The 21,235-nt window shown below is 67.9% G+C and carries 20 protein-coding genes; 14 read left to right on the top strand and 6 right to left on the bottom strand.

Features of this window, described 5'->3' with window-relative positions:
* Positions 1-35: 35 nt before the first annotated feature.
* Positions 36-1,016, bottom strand: coding sequence for a helix-turn-helix domain-containing protein (locus BKE09_RS21320; RefSeq protein WP_075677894.1), 981 nt, complete (start codon positions 1,014-1,016; stop codon positions 36-38).
* 692 nt (positions 1,017-1,708) lie between these two features.
* Between BKE09_RS21320 and BKE09_RS21315 the strand changes: the two genes are divergently transcribed.
* The 13 genes from BKE09_RS21315 to BKE09_RS21255 all read left to right on the top strand — a co-directional run bounded on the left by BKE09_RS21315 (position 1,709) and on the right by BKE09_RS21255 (position 14,303).
* Entirely contained in the window at positions 1,709-1,897 is a 189-nt protein-coding gene (locus BKE09_RS21315; RefSeq protein WP_014037517.1) for a Flp family type IVb pilin, read from the top strand.
* A gap of 89 nt (positions 1,898-1,986) precedes the next feature.
* A complete protein-coding gene (locus tag BKE09_RS21310) occupies positions 1,987-2,532 on the top strand; it encodes a prepilin peptidase (RefSeq protein ID WP_075677892.1) in 546 nt (181 codons plus the stop codon).
* Entirely contained in the window at positions 2,529-3,005 is a 477-nt protein-coding gene (locus BKE09_RS21305) for a TadE/TadG family type IV pilus assembly protein (RefSeq protein WP_075677890.1), read from the top strand. Before BKE09_RS21310 ends, BKE09_RS21305 begins: the two co-directional genes overlap by 4 nt.
* Positions 3,006-3,030: 25 nt before the next feature.
* Complete coding sequence (gene cpaB, locus BKE09_RS21300; protein WP_075677888.1) at positions 3,031-4,068, top strand: Flp pilus assembly protein CpaB; 1,038 nt, start codon at positions 3,031-3,033, stop codon at positions 4,066-4,068.
* Between the two features lie 18 nt (positions 4,069-4,086).
* On the top strand, positions 4,087-5,445 hold the full coding sequence (locus BKE09_RS21295) for a type II and III secretion system protein family protein (protein WP_075677886.1): 1,359 nt from the start codon (positions 4,087-4,089) through the stop codon (positions 5,443-5,445).
* A gap of 27 nt (positions 5,446-5,472) precedes the next feature.
* Entirely contained in the window at positions 5,473-6,729 is a 1,257-nt protein-coding gene (locus BKE09_RS21290) for a fimbrial protein (RefSeq protein ID WP_075677884.1), read from the top strand.
* Positions 6,714-8,063, top strand: coding sequence for a CpaF family protein (locus tag BKE09_RS21285; protein ID WP_049443369.1), 1,350 nt, complete (start codon positions 6,714-6,716; stop codon positions 8,061-8,063). The genes BKE09_RS21290 and BKE09_RS21285 overlap by 16 nt, the downstream gene beginning before the upstream one ends.
* 2 nt (positions 8,064-8,065) lie before the next feature.
* Positions 8,066-9,022, top strand: a complete 957-nt coding sequence (locus tag BKE09_RS21280) for a type II secretion system F family protein (RefSeq protein ID WP_049443368.1) — start codon at positions 8,066-8,068, stop codon at positions 9,020-9,022.
* Between the two features lie 28 nt (positions 9,023-9,050).
* Positions 9,051-9,986, top strand: a complete 936-nt coding sequence (locus tag BKE09_RS21275; RefSeq protein WP_075677882.1) for a type II secretion system F family protein — start codon at positions 9,051-9,053, stop codon at positions 9,984-9,986.
* Entirely contained in the window at positions 9,986-10,876 is an 891-nt protein-coding gene (locus tag BKE09_RS21270; RefSeq protein WP_075677880.1) for a Flp pilus assembly protein TadD, read from the top strand. The genes BKE09_RS21275 and BKE09_RS21270 overlap by 1 nt, the downstream gene beginning before the upstream one ends.
* Complete coding sequence (locus BKE09_RS21265; protein WP_075677878.1) at positions 10,873-11,334, top strand: DUF3613 domain-containing protein; 462 nt, start codon at positions 10,873-10,875, stop codon at positions 11,332-11,334. Before BKE09_RS21270 ends, BKE09_RS21265 begins: the two co-directional genes overlap by 4 nt.
* An 8-nt stretch (positions 11,335-11,342) precedes the next feature.
* A complete protein-coding gene (locus tag BKE09_RS21260; RefSeq protein WP_075677877.1) occupies positions 11,343-13,493 on the top strand; it encodes a TadG family pilus assembly protein in 2,151 nt (716 codons plus the stop codon).
* A gap of 105 nt (positions 13,494-13,598) precedes the next feature.
* A complete protein-coding gene (locus BKE09_RS21255) occupies positions 13,599-14,303 on the top strand; it encodes a DUF2968 domain-containing protein (protein WP_075677875.1) in 705 nt (234 codons plus the stop codon).
* Between the two features lie 75 nt (positions 14,304-14,378).
* On the opposite strand, the gene BKE09_RS21250 is transcribed toward BKE09_RS21255, so the two are convergent.
* Complete coding sequence (locus tag BKE09_RS21250) at positions 14,379-14,765, bottom strand: hypothetical protein (RefSeq protein ID WP_075677873.1); 387 nt, start codon at positions 14,763-14,765, stop codon at positions 14,379-14,381.
* Positions 14,766-14,951: 186 nt separating this feature from the next.
* On the opposite strand from BKE09_RS21250, the gene BKE09_RS21245 reads away from it, so the two are divergent.
* Positions 14,952-15,776, top strand: a complete 825-nt coding sequence (locus BKE09_RS21245) for an alpha/beta hydrolase (RefSeq protein ID WP_075677871.1) — start codon at positions 14,952-14,954, stop codon at positions 15,774-15,776.
* A gap of 159 nt (positions 15,777-15,935) precedes the next feature.
* Here BKE09_RS21245 and BKE09_RS21240 read toward each other — a convergent pair whose 3' ends face one another.
* The 4 genes from BKE09_RS21240 to BKE09_RS21225 form a co-directional block, all read right to left on the bottom strand.
* Positions 15,936-17,585 (bottom strand): MFS transporter, encoded by a 1,650-nt coding sequence (locus BKE09_RS21240; protein WP_075677869.1) that lies wholly within the window; start codon positions 17,583-17,585, stop codon positions 15,936-15,938.
* Positions 17,579-18,862 carry an alginate export family protein gene (locus BKE09_RS21235; RefSeq protein ID WP_075677867.1) on the bottom strand — a complete coding sequence of 428 codons (1,284 nt, stop codon included), beginning with the start codon at positions 18,860-18,862 and terminating at the stop codon, positions 17,579-17,581. Before BKE09_RS21235 ends, BKE09_RS21240 begins: the two co-directional genes overlap by 7 nt.
* On the bottom strand, positions 18,841-20,688 hold the full coding sequence (locus tag BKE09_RS21230; RefSeq protein WP_170871786.1) for an amidohydrolase: 1,848 nt from the start codon (positions 20,686-20,688) through the stop codon (positions 18,841-18,843). Before BKE09_RS21230 ends, BKE09_RS21235 begins: the two co-directional genes overlap by 22 nt.
* Before the next feature lie 119 nt (positions 20,689-20,807).
* Complete coding sequence (locus BKE09_RS21225; RefSeq protein WP_075677863.1) at positions 20,808-21,233, bottom strand: DoxX family protein; 426 nt, start codon at positions 21,231-21,233, stop codon at positions 20,808-20,810.
* Between the last annotated feature and the right edge of the window lie 2 nt (positions 21,234-21,235).

The following is a 21,235-nucleotide window of genomic DNA, read 5'->3' as shown; positions in this document are numbered from 1 at the left end:
GCATGAACGCCGCGAAAACCCTTGCGGGGCTTGGCTCAGGCCGGCTGGCCGATCTGCGCGGGCGCGCGCATCAGGGTATCGCGCGGCAGTTCGCCGAATACCTTGCGGTAATTGTCGGCAAAGCGCGAAAGGTCCCACAGGCCGCAGCTGAGGGCGATGGCTTTCACCGAGCGACGGCTGGAATCGGCCATCGACAGGCTGCGGCAGGCCGCGCACAGGCGCAGCATGGAGAGATAGCGGTTCGGCGAGGTTCCAAACAGGTCTTCGAACGCATAGCGCAGGCCGCGCTCACTGACGCCGGCGGCATCGCAGATCTCATTCATGTAGATATTGCGGCGCAGGTTGAGCCGCATGAAGTTCTCTGCTCGCTGCGCGATCAGATAATGCGTGCGCCGTGCACGGCTGCAGCCCGGGCGATCCGCCACACCGGCGCCCAGAAGGGCCTGCACATGTTCGTGCAACAGGGTTTCAGTTTCTTCCGGCTGCAGGCCTGCACCCTGCCCCAGCTGCAGATGCAGCTGCTGGTAGTGGCGTGCCAACGGCGCGGCTTCGCTGGCCAGGTTGAACAGCGACAGTGCCTGGCCAGCGGGAGGCGTGCTGCGCAGGCTCAGTTCGGTCAGCTTGCGCTGCACCCGTGCCACCGGCACCAGCATCAGGGTCATGTGCGTGCCCGGGCTCAGGGTGAACTCACTGATGCCCTCCGGCATGATCGTCAACGCCATGCCCGGCGTGAGCGGTACACCATGGCACCAGCTCAGCGTCTCATCGGTGGTGTGCAGGTAACCCAGCATCGCCCAGTCCGGTGGCAGCATGAAACGGCCACGGCAATGGAAACCGCAACTGATGCTGCAGAACAGGGCTTCCTCGTGCACGCGCGAAGCGAACGCCGCACGTGGCCCATTGCCATCGAGCAGCAGCAATTCGACATCACAGACACGAAGCACGCCGCTCAGCGTGGCCAGGTCTATCGACCGCAGGCCGCTGTCGTCGCTGTCTCCTACCCCACCATCGACCATGACAGTGTTGTCCCCCGTTGATCCGCCATGCGATGCGGCCCCCACTGCCTGACAGGGCGCGCAGCGATCCAGAAACCACTTCCGTTGCCGTGCCGGCCACCTCGCCTTCGATGCGGCCGTGCAGGGAAAAGCGATAGCTTGAATGCGAGTATGCCCAATAATCCGCAAAGGTAAACCCGCGGACTGAAATGAAGAAAATAGATACACAGGTGAAGAAAATGTCGGAGCGAGTGGCACGCTTTTCGCATGCGCCGGAAAATGGAATCACATTATCTGCACGACCATGAATCGTTGTGCCTGCGAACGGATTTTCGTCACAGAAACAATCTGAAAGTTTCAGGATCCCGGGGTTTCTGCCGAATTTGCATATAGGTTCCAGTTGCAGCCAACCGCCATTCAGGCAAAGTCGATATCACGGTGATCCGGCCATCTGATCTGGCCGCACCCAGGGGGACAGCATGACCACGCACGCATCATTGGATGCCTCGACCACCGGCCCCGCGCCGTGCGGTCGCGACCGTGCGGCCAATGTCCCGCCTGGAGACGATCACCCTGCTTGAGCACAGCGGGTCCAACCCGCCGTGCCTCCTCCGCCAGGACGCGCGGAGGCCCACGGACGATCCCGGCGGAGCCGGGCCACCGCCCAACGCAGGTGTACTGCATCCGCAGACAGGTAGAGGGAGACATTGGTCATGAACGCATCGATCCGCAAATTCCTGAAGGAAGAAGACGGCGTCACCGCGCTCGAGTACGGGCTGCTGGCTGCCGTCATCGCCGGCATCCTGATCGCGGTCGGCAACGACCAGATCAAGGGGTTCTTCGAAACGCTGTTCAAGAACCTCTCCGCACTGGCCACCAAGGCGTCGGGCTCGACGACCTAAGCGGCGACCGCGCGCGGCCGCCAGGGCCGCGACGGCGGGGCGCATGGAACCAGGCGAAGACCGTCCAGTGACGGACGATGGAGTGTGCGATGACACTGCTGGGATTGTTGGCCATCGGCGTGTGCCTGCGGATCGCGATCAGTGATCTGTATGCCCGTCGGGTGCCCAACGCCTGGCTGATCGCCGCATGCGTGATCGCCACCGTGGTGATCGTCGCCGGCCAGTTCAGCGCGCCGCGCCAGCCGTGGCTGCCCCACGTTGCCGGCGCGGCGCTCGGCCTGTTGGCGCTGCTGCCGTTCTATGCCCTGCGCTGGATGGGCGCCGGTGATGTGAAGTTCTTCGCCGTGCTGGGGCTGATGCTGGGCTGGCAGGCGCTGCTGCCGGTCTGGCTGGTCGCCAGCCTCGCCGCCGGGCTGCACGCCGTGCTGGTGCTGGCTGGCCGGCGCCTGGGCGTGTTGCTGCCCGGCCACCTGCAGATGCAGGTCAATCGCACCAACGCGCAGTGGCAAGCGCATCCGGCCCTGCGCGACATGCAGGCCGCCCGCCAGGGACGACGTGGCATTCCCTATGCAGCCTACCTGGCACTCGCCGCCATCGGCTGGGTGCTGGCCAGCATCTACGGAGGTGCACCATGAACATCCGCAGCCCACGCCTGCAACGCGGCGTCGCCAGCATCGAGTTCGCGCTGATGCTGATGCTCGGCCTGTTGCCGCTGCTGCTGTTCACCTTCTCCGGGGTAATGATCATGGCGGCGCAACAGACCCTGGCCACCGCTTCGGCCGAAGGCGCGCGCGCCTCGCTGCGTTACGGCACGGCCGGCGAGCGGCGCACTGCCGCCTGCGTCGCCGCACGCACCTCGATGCAATGGCTGCTGCAGTTTTCCAAGCAGAACGTGGACTGCAGCGCGGGCGGCAGCAACGCCATCGTGGTGTCGGCACAGGCGCCCTGCGCCGGCCTGGCCACGGCCCAGTGCATGACCGTGACGGTCAGCTACGACTACGCCAGCTATCCCTTCCTGCCCGGCACCGCCACGCTCTACAAGTGGGTGATGCAGGCTCCCATCCGCAGCGTCGCGGTCGCCCAGCTCGATCTCGGCAGCGGCAACTGATGATCGGTATTTTGGAGACGGTCCCATGCTCAAGTTGACCCGCATCGCTGCCGTCGCCCTGATCGGCCTGGCCGTGCTGCTGGCGCTGATCGCTTTCATGATCGGGCGCAAACCGGCCGCACCGGTCACGGTCGCGCCAATCGCGCACAACGAGGCGCAGGCCATCACGGTGGTGGAAGCCGTGGCACGCCTGCCAGCGGGCGAGCCGATCAGCGCCAATGGCCTGCGCCTGGCCCAGCGCACCTCACCCGTCGCCGGTGCCGCCACCAGCATCGCCGCCGTGGTCGGCAAGGTGCCGGTGCAGGACATCGCCGAAGGCAGCCCGATCAGCAGCAGCGCATTGGCACAGGGCTTCTCGCTGCAGCTGCGGCCGGGCGAGCGCGCACTGGCCGTGCCCGTGGACGAACTGGTCGGTGCCGGCAACCGCATCCTTCCCGGTGACTTCGTCGACGTCTTCCTCAACCTGCGCAATGCCCAGCCCAGCATCAACAGCCCCGCCGAAGCCGCGCAGACGCGCCTGCTGCTGTCGCGCCTGCGCGTGCTGAGCTATGGCCAGCAGGACATCGCGCCGGTCGCGTCAGAGGCCACCTCCAATAGCGGGGCCGACACCCGCAACGACCCGCGCGCGGCCGACATCACCGGCGGTGGCGGCAGCCACAGCAGCAGCAATGAAGCCCCGCAACCCGCGCGCAGCGCGGTGCTGGCGGTACCGGTGGCCGACGCCAATCGGCTGCTGCTGGGTGCACAGCAGGGCAAGCTGTTCCTGGCGCTGCGCAATCCCGCCGATACCGGCCTGCCCGACCTGGCGCTGTTCCCGCAGTCGCGCGGCGTGATCGATCCGCTGCGTGGGCTCGACGCGGAGCAGCAGCTGGCACTGCAGCGCCCGGAGAACCACGCCTTCGCCGGTATCGACGGCGACGCGCTGGCCGGCCGTGGCAGTGCCCCGCCACGCAGCACCGCGGATGCACCCGCGCGTGCACCGGCGCCACGTCGCAGCGCCCCCCGCGCGTCGGGCATCGAGATCATCCGTGGCGACAGTTCCGCCCCCCGTGGCTCCCTTTGACCTGCATCGAGCGCATCCATGACCGAACGTCGCCGCCGTCCACGCCTCTCTCCCCGCCAGCGCTGGCTGGCCCTGCTGCTGGTGCTGCTGGCACCGGCAACGAGCGTGGCCGCCGATGACCTGGTGCTGCAGGCCCGTGAGCAGCGTCCCTGGAACCTGCCGGCCGACCTGGAGCGGGTGGCCATTGCCGACCCCGGCGTGGCCGACATCGTGATGCTGCGTGGCCAGCGCCAGGCGCTGCTGGTGGGCAAGATGCCCGGCACCACCACCCTGCTGCTGTGGCACCGCAAGCAGGCCGAGCCGCAACGGGTGACAGTACGGGTGCAGAGCGCCGTACAGGGTGCTGCCAGCACCGGTGGCAATGATCTGGTGTTCACCCAGCAGGACCAGCAGGGCCTGTTGCAGGGAAGCACCGACAGTGTGCTCTCGCACATGCAGGAACAACGCACGGCGGCGATGGCACTGGGCAAGGACGGTGTGCTTGCCGATACGTCCACCATCAGCAGCGGCGGCGTGGTCCAGGTCGAGGTCAAGGTGGTCGAGTTCAACAAGACCGCGATGAAGCAGATCGGCATCAACTTCCAGAACCGCAACGGCGGCTTCGCCTATGGCTTCGCGCGGCCCGGTACCGGGTTGCCGGGCAACACCGGCGTACTGCCGGGCATGAAGGAAGGCAACGTCAGCAACGAAGCGGTGTCACCGATTTCCTCGGCATTCCGCCTGGTGTTCGGCTCGACCAAGGGCCTGTGGAACGCCGACGTCGAACTGCTGCAGAGCAATGGCATGGCCCGCGTGCTGGCCGAGCCGACGCTGGTGGCACTGTCCGGGCAGAGCGCCAGTTTCCTGGCCGGCGGCGAACTGCCGATCCTGGAACCGCAAGGGCTTGGCACCACCACCATCACCTACAAGCCGTTCGGCATCGGCCTGACCGTGACCCCGACCGTGCTGGCGGCGAACCGCATCGCGCTGAAGGTGGCGCCCGAGGCGAGCGACCTGGACTACAGCAATTCCATCATGCTCAACAACGTGCAGATCCCCTCGATCACCACCCGCCGCGCCGACACCACCGTCGAGCTGGGCGATGGCGAGAGTTTCGTCATCGGCGGCCTGGTCAGCTCCAACATCGTCTCCAACGTCAGCAAGATTCCGCTGCTGGGCGACCTGCCGATCATCGGTTCGTTCTTCCGCAACTTCGACTACAAGCGCCAGGACAAGGAGCTGGTGATCATCGTCACCCCGCGCCTGGTGCAACCCCTGGCGCGCAACACCGAACTGCCGCTGCCCGGCGAGCGCGAAGCCAAGCCACATCTCCCCGAGTGGGGTTCCTGGCTGCTGGGTCCGGTCAGCCAGGACCCGGTGCCCGGTTTCTCGCGCTGACTCCATGATGCCTGCGATACCACGCCCATGCCCTACGCCACTGCCCAGCCGCTGCATCCGCAAGGCCCCCCGATGAACCTGGTCCTGTATGGCATGGATCGCGAACTGCTGCCCCGGCTGGCCGCCAAGCTGCCGCCGAGCACCGCCCTGCATTGGCAGGACAGCAACGCCCCCACCTCCGCGCAGGACCTGCAACGCGGCCCGCAGAGCCTGGTCCTGCTCGACTTCCGGCCCGAGCATGCGGCTGCCTCGAGCGTGCTGGCACAGCAGCTGCAGCAGACCCAACCCGACCTGCCCCTGGTGGCAGTGGGCGCCACCAGCGCCGGCCAGGTCGAAGGCGTGGTGATCGCGCTGCGCGCTGGCCTGCGCGATGTACTGGACCTGGACAGTGACGACGCAGGCATCGAGGCGGCCCTGCGGCGTGCGCTGTCTCCGCGCCCGGCAGCGGTTGCCCAGCATGCGCACAAGGCGCGCCTGATCGTGTTGCTGGGCGTGCGCGCCGGCGTCGGCACCAGCACCCTGGCCGCACATCTTTCGGTGCTGGCGCAGCAGACGCGTGCCCTGGCCCAGGGCGAAGCCCTGCAGCAGGACGGCCTGCTGATGGAGCTGGCGCAGCCCTCTGGTGACCTCGCGCTGTATCTCAATCTCGACAGCCGATTCCATTACGAAGACGCGCTGCGCAATGCCAGCCGCATCGATGCCACCCTCGCCCGCACGGCCATGGCGCGCCATGACTCCGGACTGGTGCTGCTGGATCGTGCCAGTGGTGGCGATGCCGTTCCGCCCTCCGATCCTGGCGCGCTGCTGCAGCGCCTGCGCGGCGTGTTCGCCAGCGTGCTGTGCGACGCCGGCGGCTGCCCGCTGCGGCAGCTTCCGCCCCTGTTGCTGGACCAGGCTGACGAGATCTGGCTGGTCACCGATGCCTCGATCGCCACGCTGGTCTCGCTGGACCAGGCGCTGAAGCACCTGGCCGGCCAGCGCGAACGCGAGAAGCGCCTGCAGCTGGTGATCAACCGCCACGATGACAGCAGCGGCATGAGCCCGGAACAGATCGCGCGCCGCTTCGAAGTACCGCTGCTGGCGACGCTGCCCGAACGACCGCGCGTGCGCCTGGCCGCCAGCCAGGGCCACCTGCTGCTGCAGGATGCCCCGCGCGACCCCTATCTGCGTGCCCTCGCCCCGCTCGTGTCACGCCTGGATCCGGCCGCCTGCCCGGTCCAGCCGCATGGCCTGCGGGAAAGACTCTCCCTTGCCCTGGGTGGATCGCAATGGAAGACAAGGTAACCCCGTTCCCGCATGCCGTTGCCCGCCCGGTGCTGCCCGAAACTACCCCGGGCCACCTGCCGTTCGCGCAGACCGAGCAGTACCAGAAGGTGCTGTCGGCCGCGCATGAGCACCTGCTCAACAGCATCGAGGACGAGCGCATCGACATCGATTCCTGGGCCCCGGACACCATCGCCCGCTGGGTGCAGGTGCAGACCGTGGGCTTCATCCAGGAATGGCGCATCCCGATCAACGAGGAAGAGATGCAGGTGGTCGCCGAGGGCCTGGTCAAGGAGCTGACCGGTTTCGGCCCGCTCGACGACCTGCTCCACGACCCCTCCATCGAAGACATCCTGATCAACGGCTTCAAGGACGTGCACGTTTCGCAGGGCGGCCAGCTCAAGCGCGCCACCCAGCGCTTCACCGATGACACCCACCTGCTGCGCATCCTGCGTCGCATTCTCGCGCCGCTCGGCCGCCGGCTGGATGACTCCAACCCCATGGTCGACGCGCGCCTGCCCAACGGCGGCCGCCTCAACGCGATCATCTCGCCGCTGGCGGTGGACGGACCGATGGTGTCCATCCGCAAGTTCCGCAAGGACCCGTTCACCCCCGACGAACTGCTCGCCAAGGGCACCTTCGATGCGCCGATGCAGGCCCTGCTGAAGGCAATGGTGCTGGGCCGCTGCAACATCCTGGTCTCCGGCGGCACCAGCTCGGGCAAGACCTCGCTGCTCAATGCCCTGGCCAGCTACGTGCCGGCCAACGAGCGCGTCATCACCGTGGAAGACACCGCCGAGCTTTCGCTGAACCATCCGCACGTAGTGCGCCTGGAGAGCCGCATCGGCGGCGCCGAGGGCCAGGGCGCGGTCAGCATCCGCGACCTGGTGCGCAACAGCCTGCGCATGCGCCCGGACCGCATCGTGGTCGGCGAAGTGCGTGGCGCAGAAGTGCTGGAAATGCTGCAGGCGATGAACACCGGCCATGACGGATCGATGGCCACCATCCACGCCAATACACCCCGCGACTGCCTCTACCGCATCGAGATGCTGGCCGGCTTTGCCGGCTTCCAGGGCAGCGAGGACAGCCTGCGCCGCCAGATCGCCAGCGCCATCGATTTCATCGTGCAGATCTCCCGGCTGGGCAGCGGGCGCCGGGTGCTGGTCTCGATCACCGAGATCACCGGGGTCAGCGACAACCTGATCACCACCCAGGAGATGTTCCGGCACGAGGTGCAGATCGACGGCAGCGGCCGCGAGACCGACCGCTGGATCGGCCTGGGCTTCCATCCGCATTCGCACAAGCTGGAGCCGTTCCGCCAAGAGCTGCGCGAATCACTCTACGGGGATTTCTGAGCATGGGTACCGGCCTGCTGCTGGGCGTGTTGAGCATCATCTCGGTGCTGCTGGCGCTGGCCGTCTGGCTGTGGGGCACCGCCAGCAGCCGCGAACAGCGCCAGGCCTCGTTGCAGCATGCCGAGCAGCAGCTGGCGCGCGGCAGCGCCGCCGGTGCGGTACCGGCCGGGCCCGCCGTTGCCGCAGCCAACGATTCCGCCCGCCCCGCCAGCAGTGGGAGCCGTGTACTGCCCTGGGACGGCGTGCTGCAGCGCGCCGGCCTGCAGCCGGGCTGGAAGCTGCCACTGATGCTGCTGGTGCCCGGCGTTGTGCTTGCGGTCGTCGCGGCGATGCGGCTGGGCACGGCCTGGATGTTTCCGCTGACCCTGCTGCTGTACCTGCTGGGCTGCTGGCTGTGGGTGATGCGCCGGATCACGAAACTGCGTGCGCAGCTGCTGCACCAGATGCCGGACTTCCTCGACAACCTGGTCCGCCTCACCGCGCTGGGCAACAGCCTGCAGGCCGCGTTCCAGGTCTCTTCGATGCAGACCAGCGCACCACTGCGTGGCCTGCTGGACACCACCGTGCGCTATGCGCGCAGCGGCATGGACCTGGATCGCGCGTTGAGCCTGGCCGCGCAGCCATATCGCATGGACGTGCTGAAGGTGCTGGCGGTGGTGATCGGGGTGAGCGTGCGCATCGGCGGCCGCGCCGACCAGATCCTGCAGCGCATGGGCGACTTCATGCGCGACCTGGAGCAGGCCCAGCAGGAGCTGGCGGCCACCACCTCGGAAACGCGCATGTCGGCCTGGGTGCTGGGGCTGCTGCCACCGGCCAGTGCGGTGCTGATGGCGATCTCCAGCCCGGCGTTCTTCCAGCCGGTGCTGCATGACCCGCTCGGCCACCGAATCCTGCTGATCGCACTGGGCCTGGAACTGCTCGGAGCGTTCCTGCTGTACCGCCTGGCCAAGTCGCTATGACCGCCCGCCGCCGCCACGGAGGTACCCGATGAGCGCCACCGCCTGGTTCGCTCTCTCACTGCTGGTGTTGGCGGCCGGTGTCGCCCTGCTCGGCATTGCCGGCTGGGTTCGCAGCCATCGCGAGCACCGCACCTCGGCCACGCTGAAGACCGCCCTGCAACCGCGCGACGAAGCCCGCGACAGCGAGGCCACCCGCCGCGACTCGCTGGGCTGGCTCGAGCGCTTCGGCCGCTCGCTCAGTGGTGGCCGCCTGGAGGCCGCGCTGCTGGCCAACGAGGACAAGCTGCTGCTGGACCTGGCCGGCTGGAATACGCGCCGGGGCACGGCCATCTACCTGGGCCTGCGCCTGCTGCTTGCGCTGCTGGTGCTGGCCCTGGCGCTGGCGTTCAGCAGCGCGCACGGGCTGGCCAAGGTGATGGTGGTGATCGGTGCGCTGGCAGCCGGGCTGCTGCTGCCCAAGTTCGTGCTGTCGTCATGGGTCAAGCGCCGCCGCCGCGCGGTCGAGAACGAGCTGCCCCTGCTGATCGACCTGCTGCGCCTGCTGCAGGGCGTGGGCTTCAGCATGGACCAGAGCCTGCAGACGCTGGGCGACAAGCTGCGCGATGCGCTGCCGGTACTGGGCGGCGAACTGCAGGAAGCGAACGTGGCCTACACCCACGGCCGCACCCGCGCGCAGTCACTGCGTCGGTTGAGCGAGGTCTACGCCGATGACGATCTGACCAGCCTGATGCAGCTGATCCTGCAGGTGCATGCACACGGCGGCGCGGTGCAGGAACCGCTGCGCCAGTTCAGCATCCGCCTGCGCGAACAGCGCCGCAACACGTTGAAGGAAAAGGTCGGCAAGCTCTCGGTGAAGATGACCGTGGTGATGATGCTGACCCTGTTGCCGGCACTGATGCTGGTGCTTGCCGGTCCAGCGCTGGTCGCGCTGGCCACCACCATGTCCAAGATGGGATCGCCCTGATGCCTGCCCTGCGCACTTCCTGCCTGCTGCTTGCCACCGCCCTCGCCGCCCTGGCCAGTGGCTGCGCCTCGACCACGCCGAAGTACGTGCGGGCGCCCAGCCTTGCGCCGCCGGAACCCGATCCGCAGGACAGCCGCAACGCCTATCTGGAACTGATCGAACGCATGCAGCAGCAGGGCGCCTGGTATGCCTCGCTGGCCCACGTGGAGGCCTTCCGCCAACGCTATGGTGATCGCCCTGCCCTGCGCCTGCTGCAAGCCGATGCACTGCGCGAGACCGGCCAGACCGACGCAGCGGTCGCGCTGTATCGCGAGCTGTCCAGCGGACCGCAGGCCGCCGCTGCCGCGCATGGCCTGGGCCTGATCGCGGCACGCCGCGACGACGATACCGGCAGCGAACAGGCGCTGGCGCGCGCCACGCAGTTGCAGCCCTTGAACACCGACTACCTGGGCGACCTGGGCTATGCGCGGCTGCGCGCCGGCCAGTTCGACCAGGCGCGCGAGCCGCTGGCCAAGGCTCTGGAACTTTCGCCAGGCAACGCCAAGGCCACGGCCAATCTCGCACTGTGGGCGGTACTGCGCGGCGATCAGGCCACGGCAGAGCGCCTGTCGGAACAGGCCAACCTCAACGAGGAAACGCGCCGCAGCATCCAGCAGCAGGCCCAGCAGATCCGCACCCGCCTGCAGCAGCGGCAGGCTGCGGCCACCGTCAACGCCCCGGCGCCTGCGCTCACGGCCAGCAGCGAACGCGGCGCCCGTGCATCGGGCAGCACCCGGCTGGCAGCCGAACCACGCCGCGAAGCACGTGACGAGCGCGATCCGCAGCGCCTGCCACCGTCGATGCTGGAACGCTTCAGCACCACCGATCACCCGACCGGAAGCACCCCATGACCGCGATGCGCCTGACCCGACGCCTGTTGCCCGTGCTGTCCTGCCTGCTTGCTGCCGGTGCCGTGCAGGCACAGCAACAGCCATTGACCGGACAGATGCTCGGTGGCCCCTTGCCGTCGGCACCGGCCGCAGCGCCGATGCAGGCCGAGCCGCTTCCCACCGTGGAGCTGTCCTCACCCGCCGCATCCGCAGCGGTGGCTGCGGCGCCGCCGGCAATCCCCGCAACCGACGTTGCACCACCGGCAACACCGCGTGCGCGCCTGCAGAGCGGCGAAGCCACCCGCAACCTGTTCCGCCTGCAGGCGTCGGGGCAGCAGGCCGGCCAGCGCCTGCCGATCCTGGGTGACCAGGCCACGCTGAGCTATGCGCGTTACCTGAAGAGCTTTGAACACGAGATCCCGGACTTCTTTGAGACCGATGTTGCCCGGTCCAAGGACGCCTCCTCCTCCGGACGCTGAGGTCGGCCATGAAACGCCCACGCCAGTTCAGTTTCAGTCGCCCACGCGGCGGCATGTCGGTCACGATGATGCTGGTCATGCTGGCGCTGCTGGCCATGCTGGGCCTGATCGAGATCGGCTATCTGTTCTGGGCCAAGCGTGATGCGCAGAAGGTGGCCGACCTGGCCGCGCTGGCCGGCGCACAGCGGCTGGAGCTGTGCAGTGCGGACAACAGCGACAACAGCGCAGCCCGGCAAAGCGCGCTGGCCCAGAACAGGTTCGCAGGTACCCTGCAGATCCGCTGCGGCAACTGGAGTGCCAGCCGCGGCACCAGCAACCGTTTCGTCACCAGCGTTGATGCCAGCAACCCGCGCAATGCCGTGCAGGTGATCGCCGAGCGCAGCGTGCTGCCCTTCTTCGGCCAGAACACCAGCCTGCCGACCGTCAGCGTACAGGCGGTAGCCCGCCGCTCGGAGCCCACGGCGGTGTTCGCGGTGGGCTCGCAGCTGCTGCGTACCAATGGCAATTCCGTACTGCTGTCGACCCTGCGCCTGGTCGGCCTGGACGTCACCAATGCCACGGTGCTGTCCTATGACGGCCTGGCGCAGGCCAACGTCACGCCATCCGGCCTGCTGAAGGCACTCAACATCCCGGTGAGCGCAAACCTCAGCGTGGCCGACTTCAACCGCCTGCTGTCGGTCAACAAGATTTCGCTGGCGCAGCTGGTCGATGCCACCGCCACCGTCGTCGGCCGTGACTCGACGGTGGGCGTGCAGCTGCGCGCCCTGTCCGACCTGGTCGCCACCCAGCTGGACATCAACAAGCTCAACATCGTGCTTGGCAGCCAGGCCGGCGGCGGTGGCCTGTTCGCGGAAGTTGTCTCACCCGACGGCACCGTCGGCAGCGCGCTGGAATCGAAGATCAACGTGCTCAACCTGATCAACACCGCCATCTCCATCGCCAACGATGGCAACGGCGTGACGATCAAGGGGCTGGACCTGCTGGGCATCAACATCCAGGGCGGCGTGGTCGAACCGCCATCGATCGCCATCGGCGGCGTCGGCACCCGTGCCTACAATGCGCAGGTGCGGCTGATGGTGGACGTGGACAGCAACAACCTGTTCGCGCTGGGGCCGCTGCTGAACCTGCTCGGCACGCGCCTGCACCTGCCGCTGCACGTCGACGTGGCCAACGGCATGGGCACACTGACCGGCATCCAGTGCGGCGGCAGTCCCCCCAAGGCCACCATCCAGGTCGATTCATCGGTGCTGCGTGCCTGCGTCGGCAATGTCGACCCCGCACAGCGCTTCTCCAAGGCCAATGTCTGCGACGCCACGCTGCAGAACGAGCAGCTGTTGAAGCTGCTGGGCCAGCCGCTGATCAACGACAAGATCACCCTGCCCGCGCTGACCAGCTCGCAGAACCTGACCCTGGCTGCCGGCGAGACCGGCTCGACCCGGATCAACCCGCTCGCGATCGGTGACGCGGTGTCGAGCCTGGTCAACGAACTACTGCGGGTGCTGTCGGGCATGCTCAGCTCGCCCAAGCAGGGCATGAGCGCCAACGACACGGCCAAGGCACTGGCCGACCGCTACCTGCAGGCGGCCTTCCCCACTGGCGGGCGCTACAACGTCGACCAGGTCATCCCGCTGCTGCGCGATGGCGACCCGGCACGCAATCTCGCGCCGCTGGGCAACTGGACGGTGAAGAATGGCGTCCCCAAGCCTTGCCTGCTGGGCCTGACCACCTGCTGGGAAGACGGTTCGGTGTGGACCGGTTACAAGACGACCGTCACCGGCCAGGGCCTCGGCCTGCTCGATGGCCTGCTCGGCTCGCTGGTCGGCGGCCTGCTGATCAACCGCTGCGACAGCCTGCTCGGCAACCTGATCGACTACAACGGCTGCGTGCGCAACAACCTGGCGTCGTACATCCAGACCGCGCCGGCCGGCTTCCTCGATGGTGCCGGTGGCAGCGGCGTCACCAACCCCGACGGCAGCGTCAGCTGCAGCGGCCTGCTGTGCACCCTGCTGAAGCCGATCCTGGCCGCACTGCGGCCGGTGCTCAACAGTGTCGGCACCCTGCTGACCAACCTGCTGGCCAGCGTGCTGGGCCTGGAGCTGGGCCGGACCGACGTCAACGTGCAGTCGATCCAGTGCAGCGCCGCACAGCTGGTCTATTGAAATCGAGCCGTGACGGGCGCCCTTGGCGGCGCCCGCGCGCATGCTAGACTCCCGGCGGGGAACCACCTTCATCTCAACCCACACTCATCCGTGGATGGTCTAGACATGCGAGAAACTTCAGGGGGCGCGGTCTTCGCCCGGCACGCGCGCAGCGCGGCAGTGCTGGCCGTGGCCATGATGCTGGTGGCACCGGCGGCGATGGCCGCACGTGGCGATCGTGAGCCTGCAGCCGAACCGACGCGCAGCGCGCCGGTGGTGCGCAACACCGTGGACGAGCTCAAGCAGTTGATGGATTTGCGCCAGCTGACCGAGCTGCGCACCACCTACAACGGCAACTACGGCGCCAGCCTGCTGTTCAACGCCAACACCCTGACCTACTACGTCGCCCTGTTCCAGGAGAAGAACTTCTGGCGGGTGATCAAGACCGACGCGGTGGACAACGCCGAACGTGTCTACCGCACCTTCGCGCAGCAGTCCGAGCAGCTGGCCCAGGTCTACATCGACACCACCCGCCTGGAAGCCGGCAAGCGCTACACCGAGCGCCTGGTGGCCTACAACGAAGAACGCCTGCGCACCCTGCAGCAGGAAATGGAACAGCAGCAGGCGCAGTCGGCGCAGGTCAGCGCCGCCCTGCAGCAGGCCCAGCAGCAGGCCGTGAGCCTCAGCACCGATGTGCAGAGCACCAACAACCAGCTGGACGCCCTGCAGCGCCGCATCCAGATCCTGCAGGCCGAACAGGGCAACCCGGAGTTGAGCCTGCCCAAGCCGGACAGCGTGCCCGCCCCGGCCGCCGCCAGCGACGGTCGCTGAGAGCTGCACTTACGCTACTCCACGCAACGGCGCCCCAGGGCGCCGTTGTCGTTTTCGGCACTTCAGCAACTCACTTCACTGGCAGGCGTCGTAGACCGCGTCATCCAGCTGCCTGCGCTGCACGAAATCCAGCCGTCGGCGCTTGAGCAACTCCCGCTCGCGCTGCCGGCGCGCACGCTCGCAGGCCGCAGCATCCGTGCTGATCGTGATCAGCGCGCCCTGCGCCCGGGTGGCACGGCGCGGGCGACGTGACGGCTTCGATGGCGTGACTGCGGGAACCACCGGACCACGGGACATTGACTGCTCCTCCGGGACCTCCCAGCGCCACGCCGCACGGCCCTGGCAGGGCGTCTGCTGGTAGACCGGGTGCGGCCCACCCACGCACTTGTAGACGTTGGTCTGCGCCGGCGCCGCCATCGGCAACAGCAGGCACACCATCAGGGACCATCGCGTGGCGGGCATCCGGGCGTTCCACAGGCAGGCTGCGGACATCCTCGGCGCGCGACTCCGGTCCCGCCAGAGCGATATGCGTCACATCCTTTGCAATCCAGCACAGCGGTGCAAGTCCGTCGCCGGCACCTGCGCTGTACTGCCGGAGGCACCGGCAGCCTGCCGATGCCTTCCCTCCCTTCCGCCAAGGAACCTGCAATGAGCAACTTCGTCACCGTCGCCGACGGCGCCCGCATCTTCTACAAGGATTGGGGCAACGGCCAGCCGATCGTGTTCGCCCACGGCTGGCCGCTGTCTTCCGATGCCTGGGACCCGCAGATGCTGTTCATGGGCCAGAACGGCTACCGCGTGATCGCCCACGACCGCCGCAGCCACGGCCGTTCCAGCCAGACCTGGGATGGCAACAACATGGACACCTACGCCGACGACCTGGCTGCGGTGATCGAGGCGCTGGACCTGAAGGACGCGATCCTGGTCGGCCATTCCACCGGCGGCGGTGAAGTGGCCCACTACATTGGCCGCCACGGCAGCACGCGCGTGGCCAAGGTGGTGCTGGTCGGCGCCGTGCCGCCGCTGATGCTGAAGACCGCTGCCAACCCGGCCGGTACCCCGCTGGAGGTCTTCGACGGCATCCGCAAGGGCACCGGCGGCGACCGCTCGCAGTTCTTCAAGGACCTGTCCACCCCGTTCTTCGGCGCCAACCGCGATGGCGACACGGTCACCCAGGGCATGCGTGATTCGTTCTGGCTGCAGGGCATGCTCGGTGGCGTCAAGGGCCAGTACGACTGCGTGCACGAATTCTCGGAAGTGGACTACACCGAAGACCTGAAGAAGATCGACGTGCCGGCACTGGTCGTGCACGGCGACGACGACCAGATCGTGCCGTTCGATGCCTCGGCCAAGCTCTCCTCGCAGATCATCAAGGATGCCGAACTGAAGGTATACGCCGGTGCCCCGCACGGCCTGACCGTCACCCACGCCGAGCAGTTCAACGCCGACCTGCTGGCGTTCGCACGCAAGTGAGGTGCGGCGGCGGCGTCACCCAGCGCCGCCGCCCCTGTGGTAGAGCCGGCCGCTGGCCGGCTGCGCAGGATCGGGATGGATTGATCGCGCAAAAAGGGGACGGAGGGGATTAAGTCGTTTGTGCACAAACGACTTAATCCCCTCCGTCCCCTTTTTGGGTCAGATATCGCTGTGGTGGTGTGGTACGCCGGTCTTCGGCAGGGGATCGTGCCCACCCACGAAATGACGCACCACCGGTGCACGCTCGCCCCGATGCAACGCGCGCAGCACTTCCTGGATCGCCTTGTCGTCGGCGGTGATGCGTTCGTGCTGGCGCAGGTGCTCCAGCCACGACGGGGTCACGAAATACTCCAGGTGGATGCCCGGGGTGGCCACATCCTCGACCACGCCCCAGACCACGGCGCCATCGCGGCGACGGATCGTGCCCAGTGCGCGCATCTGTGCCTGGAACGCGGCGCGATCAGCGTCATCGATGCGGTACTCGATGGTCACCAGCACCGGGCCGCGATCGTTGGATACCAGTACCGACAGTTCGGGGGCCGGCCAATGCCCCGCCGGGCGCAGGTTGAGGTCTTCGGTGCCGGCGATGCGCACGCGCCACACCAGCAACCCGCCGATCACCGCACCCGCAGCAGCCACCAGCAAGGCCAGCTCCGGCGAGGTGCGCTGTGCCAGCGCGCCCCAGCTCAGCCCGCCGGCGGCCATGCCGGCAGAGAACACCATGATGTACAACGCCAGTGCACGCGCACGCACCCACGCCGGCACCGCCGTCTGCGCCGCGATCTGCAGCGACGACAGCACGGTGATCCAGGCAAAACCGTTGATCAGCATCACCAGCGGCAGCACGTACCAGTTGCGGGTCAGCGCCAGGCCGACCAGGCTCAGGGCCAGCGACAGGGTGGCCAGCAGCACCAGCAGGTCACGATCCATCTGTGCGCGCAGCTTCGGCAGCAGCAACGCACCACCCACGGCACCGATGCCGATGCAGCCGAGCAGCATGCCGTACTGCCCCGCCCCGCCGTGCATCTGCCCGCGTACCACCACCGGCAGCAACGCGTTCATCGCAGCGGCGAAGAAGAAGAAGCCGACCGACTTGATCAACACCGCCTGCAACCGCCCGGCGCGGCTGGCATAGCGCAGGCCCGCCTTAAGGCCGGCACCGAACCCTTCCGGCGGCAGGCTGGACTGCTTCGGGTCGCGCTTCCAGCCCCACACCACGAACAGCATCGCGGCGAAGGTGATGGCATTGAAGCCGAACGCCCAGACGGCGCCCAGCTGGGCAACGATCACGCCGCCGATGGCCGGGCCGATCGAGCGCGCGATGTTGATGCCGATCGAGTTCAGCGCCACCGCCGAAGCCAGCATCGGCTGCGGCACCAGTTCGGACACGATCGCGGCCTGCGCCGGCATCGCCATCGCCGCACCGCAGCCCATGCAGAAGGTCAGCAGCACCAGCAGTTGCGGGGTCAGCATGTCCATCGCGGTCAGTGCCGCCATCACCGCCGCGACCAGCAGCATCCAGCCCTGGGTGGCCAGCAGGTACCTGCGGCGATCGACGATGTCGGCCAGGGTTCCGGCGGCCAGTGCCAGCAGCACGATCGGCACGGTGGTGGCGGACTGCACCAGGGCCACCATCAACGGGGAGCCGGTACGCTCGGCCATCACCCAGGCAGCGGCGACATCATTGACCCAGGTGCCGATGTTGCTGGCCAGGATCGCCAGCCAGATCGAACGGAACATCTGGATCTTCAGCGGGGACCAGGCGCCTGCGGCCTGTGCGGGGGGTTGCGACGCGGTTGCGTTCACCATTGCCATGCTCCAACGATCGAGGCGAACAACGTGTCCTGGCCACCGGCCTGCTTCAGTGCAGGCCCGGCATCGACCCAGGCCAGCTGAAGCTGCCATTGCCAGTGTTCGCTGGCCTGCCAGCGGGTTTCGGATTTGTACTGAGTACCGATGCGGCGCGCGCCACCGGCGCTGCCCGGCAACGCCACCAGCGGTGCGGGCGTGGTGTAGACCGCGTCCGCGCGACGATGCTTCCAGGCCATCTGTACGCCCAGTTCCGTCGTCACCGCGTCGTGCAGGCGCAGGGTCAGGGTCGGCTGGACGTCCATCAGGTTGGCCGGGGCCAGCAGGCTGGCCTCGCTGAAATAGGCCGACTTCGGGAACAAGGCGTTGAAGGTTCCCAGGCGGCCGTCATGCAGATTTCCATCGCCACTGGCGATGTCCGCCTTCAGCCCCAGCCGCGGTTGCAGCGGCAGGTTCGTCCAGCGCCACCCCGTATCGGTAGCCAGTGTCCAGGCGCGGATATCGAGCGTGCCGGTGGTCGTCCGCAGTTCACCGCCCTGCGCCACCAGCTCGCTGTTCCAGTCCAGTGCACCAGCCTGGCCGAACCAGCGCGTGCCCAGGGTCTGCCGACGTTCGGTACCGCTGCCTGCGGCGAAGCGCGCGCCGTCGCGGCGGTAGTCCAGCAGGTACAGATCCCACTGTCCCGCGCCCTGTCCACGCGCCGTGGTGGCATAGGCACCCCACAGATGTGCGCCGTGTTCGCCGCGATCATCGAAGGCACCGGGTCGGTTCTCCACCGGCCGCAGCGCCGTCAGATCCAGCGTGCCGAAGCGGCCTTTCCAGCCTGCACGTGCACCGTCGAACGCCAGGCGGATGTTCGGCCCATCGCGCACCGACAGCAGCCGAGAGCTGCCGTAGCCGGCTTCCTGCCGGCCCAGCTGCAGATGAAGGCCACCGTGCTGCCAGCGCCAGTACGCCTGCTGCACGTCCAGCGCGCTGCGGTCGGTACGGCCCGGGCCGCCGGCCTTGCCACTCTCACCATGCACACCCAGCTGCAGCTTCGCCTGCCAGGTCTCTTCCACATAGCTGGCCGAGGCCAGCGCGCGCAGCAGGCCATAGCCATCCTCGCTACCGCCAATGCCGAACCGGCTCGGGTCGTAGTACAGCCCACGCACGCGCAGCGACGCATCCCATTGCAGTTGACCGTCGCCCGCGTCGCTGCAGTGACCGCCGTCGCAGGCCTGCACCAGCGAGGGTGCGGCCAGCAGCGCAAGGCTCAGAACGCGAAGCACGAGCATCCCATCGCGCCCCAGAACGCGGTCAGGTCGTCGGTGGGTGCAGCATGCCGGGCCGCATGGCCGTGCGCGCCGTGGGTGCTGCAGGCCACACCGTGATGGTGGTGATGCGCGGCGGTCAATCCAGTGGCGGTACCGCCAACGTGGTAGCCACCGAACCTGTTGACCGGCGACCAGTTGGGCATCGCCGGCGGCAGCTGCGGCGCAAGCCCTGCATAGTCGGCGTCGGCATGCACGATGCGGCCGCCAACCACGGTCAACACGCTGGTGATGTCGGCGATCTGCGCGTCATCCACGCGGAAGAAGTCGGCCGAAAGCAGGATGAAGTCGGCGAGCTGGCCGGCCTTCAGCGTGCCCTTCACCGCTTCGTCGCCGGAGAACCACGCGCTGCCCTGGGTCCACAGGCGCAGCGCCTGCTCACGTTCGAGCAGGTTCTCATCGCCATACAGGGCCAGCCCGCCCACGGTGCGTCCGGTCACCAGCCAGGACAGCGCCACCCACGGGTTGTAGCTGGCCACACGGGTGGCATCGGTTCCTGCACCGACCGGCACGCCTTCGGCCAGCATGCGCTTGACCGGCGGGGTATGCCGCGCTGCCTGCACGCCGTAGCGCTCGACGAAGGCCTCGCCCTGGTAGGCCATGCGATGCTGCACGGCAATGCCGCCGCCCAGCGCGCGGATGCGTTCGATGTTGCGCGGGGTGATGGTCTCGGCGTGGTCGATGAACCAGTGCAGGCCATCGAACGGCACCTCGCGGTTGACCTGTTCGTACACATCGAGGATGCGGGTGATGCTCTCGTCGTACGTCGCATGGATGCGGAACGGCCAACGCTTCTCGACCAGCAGCCTCACCACGTCGCGCAGTTCCGGCTCCAGCTCCGGCGGCAGTTCCGGGCGCGGCTCGTTGAACAGCTCGAAGTCGGCCGCGGAGAACACCAGCATCTCGCCGGCACCGTTGTGGCGCAGCAGGTCATCGCCCTGTCGCGGCTGAAGCATCTCGCTCCAGCCGCGGAAGTCGTCCACTTCCCTGCCCTTGTTCTGGGTGAACAGGTTGTAGGCGATGCGCACCGTCAGCTGGTCATCGCGATGCAGCTGCTCGATGACCTGGTAGTCCTCGGGATAGTTCTGGAAACCACCGCCGGCATCGATCACCGACGTGATGCCGAGCCGGTTCAGTTCGCGCATGAAATGGCGCGTCGAGTTGGCCTGGTACTCGATCGGCAGGCGTGGCCCCTTGGCCAGCGTCGCGTACAGGATCAGCGCATTGGGCTTGGCCAGCAGCAGCCCGGTCGGGTTGCCGAGCGAGTCACGCACGATCTGCCCACCCGGCGGATCCGGCGTGTCCTTGGTGTAGCCACAGGCGCGCAACGCCGCACGGTTGAGCAGCGCCCGGTCGTACAGGTGCAGCAGGAACACCGGCGTGTCCGGCGCGATGTCGTTGAGCTCCTGCAGCGTGGGCAGGCGCTTCTCGTTGAACTGCGCGGCGGTGAAGCCACCGACCACGCGCACCCACTGCGGCGCAGGGGTGCGGTCGACCTGCGCCTTGAGCATCGCCATCGCGTCGGCCAGCGAACGCAGGCCGTCCCAGCGCAGCTCCAGGTTGTAATTCAGGCCGCCGCGGATCAGATGGGTATGGCTGTCGTTGAGCCCGGGCAGCAGGCGCCGGCCCTGCGCGTCGATCAGGGTCGCTTCGTTGCCCCAGCCGCGCATGATCTCCTCGTCGCTGCCGACGGCAACGATGCGCCCATCCTGCACGGCCAGCGCCTGTGCATGCGGCTGCTGAGGGTCGAGGGTGGTGATGCGGGCATTGCGGATGACCAGCGTGCTCATGCGACGCTCCTTGGAAGTGGAATCGAGTGCGGCACCGGCACGGCCGCCCAGGCCCAGCGCCACCGCGGCGCTGCCAGCCAGCACCACGTTGCGGCGGCCGTGATCGAGTGGATCGTGACTCATGCGAGGTCTCCTGGAAGGCGTTGGCCGTCCAGTGCCCAGGCGCCGGGCCCGGTCAGCGCGAGGGCCAGCAGTACCGTGGTCCACATCAACGGGTACTCGCTGCCACCGCGCATCCAGAACCAGCCCCTGGGCAGGGCCAACAGTACGGTGAAGCCGATGAAGGCGGCCGCCGCAAGCGCGGCGACACGGGTCTGCCAGCCCAGCAGCACGGCCAGCCCGGACAGCACCTGCAGCAGGGCCAGCAGCAGCGGCAGCGGAGCCACCGCTGGTAGGCCGAAGCCGCGCAGCTCCGTGGCGAAGCCAGTCAGCCCGGGACCACCGAACCAACCGAACAGCTTGCCCAGCGCGTGCGGCAGCAGGAAGCCTCCTGCCGCCACGCGCAGCATCAGCAGGGCCAGGTCGAGGCCATGGCCGGCCAGCATGC

It is taken from the genome of Stenotrophomonas sp. TD3, assembly GCF_001939825.1.
In the GTDB taxonomy this organism is placed as follows: Bacteria; Pseudomonadota; Gammaproteobacteria; order Xanthomonadales; family Xanthomonadaceae; genus Stenotrophomonas.
The sequence above is the reverse complement of the archived record's forward strand: the minus strand, read 5'-3'. Positions and strand labels throughout refer to the sequence as shown.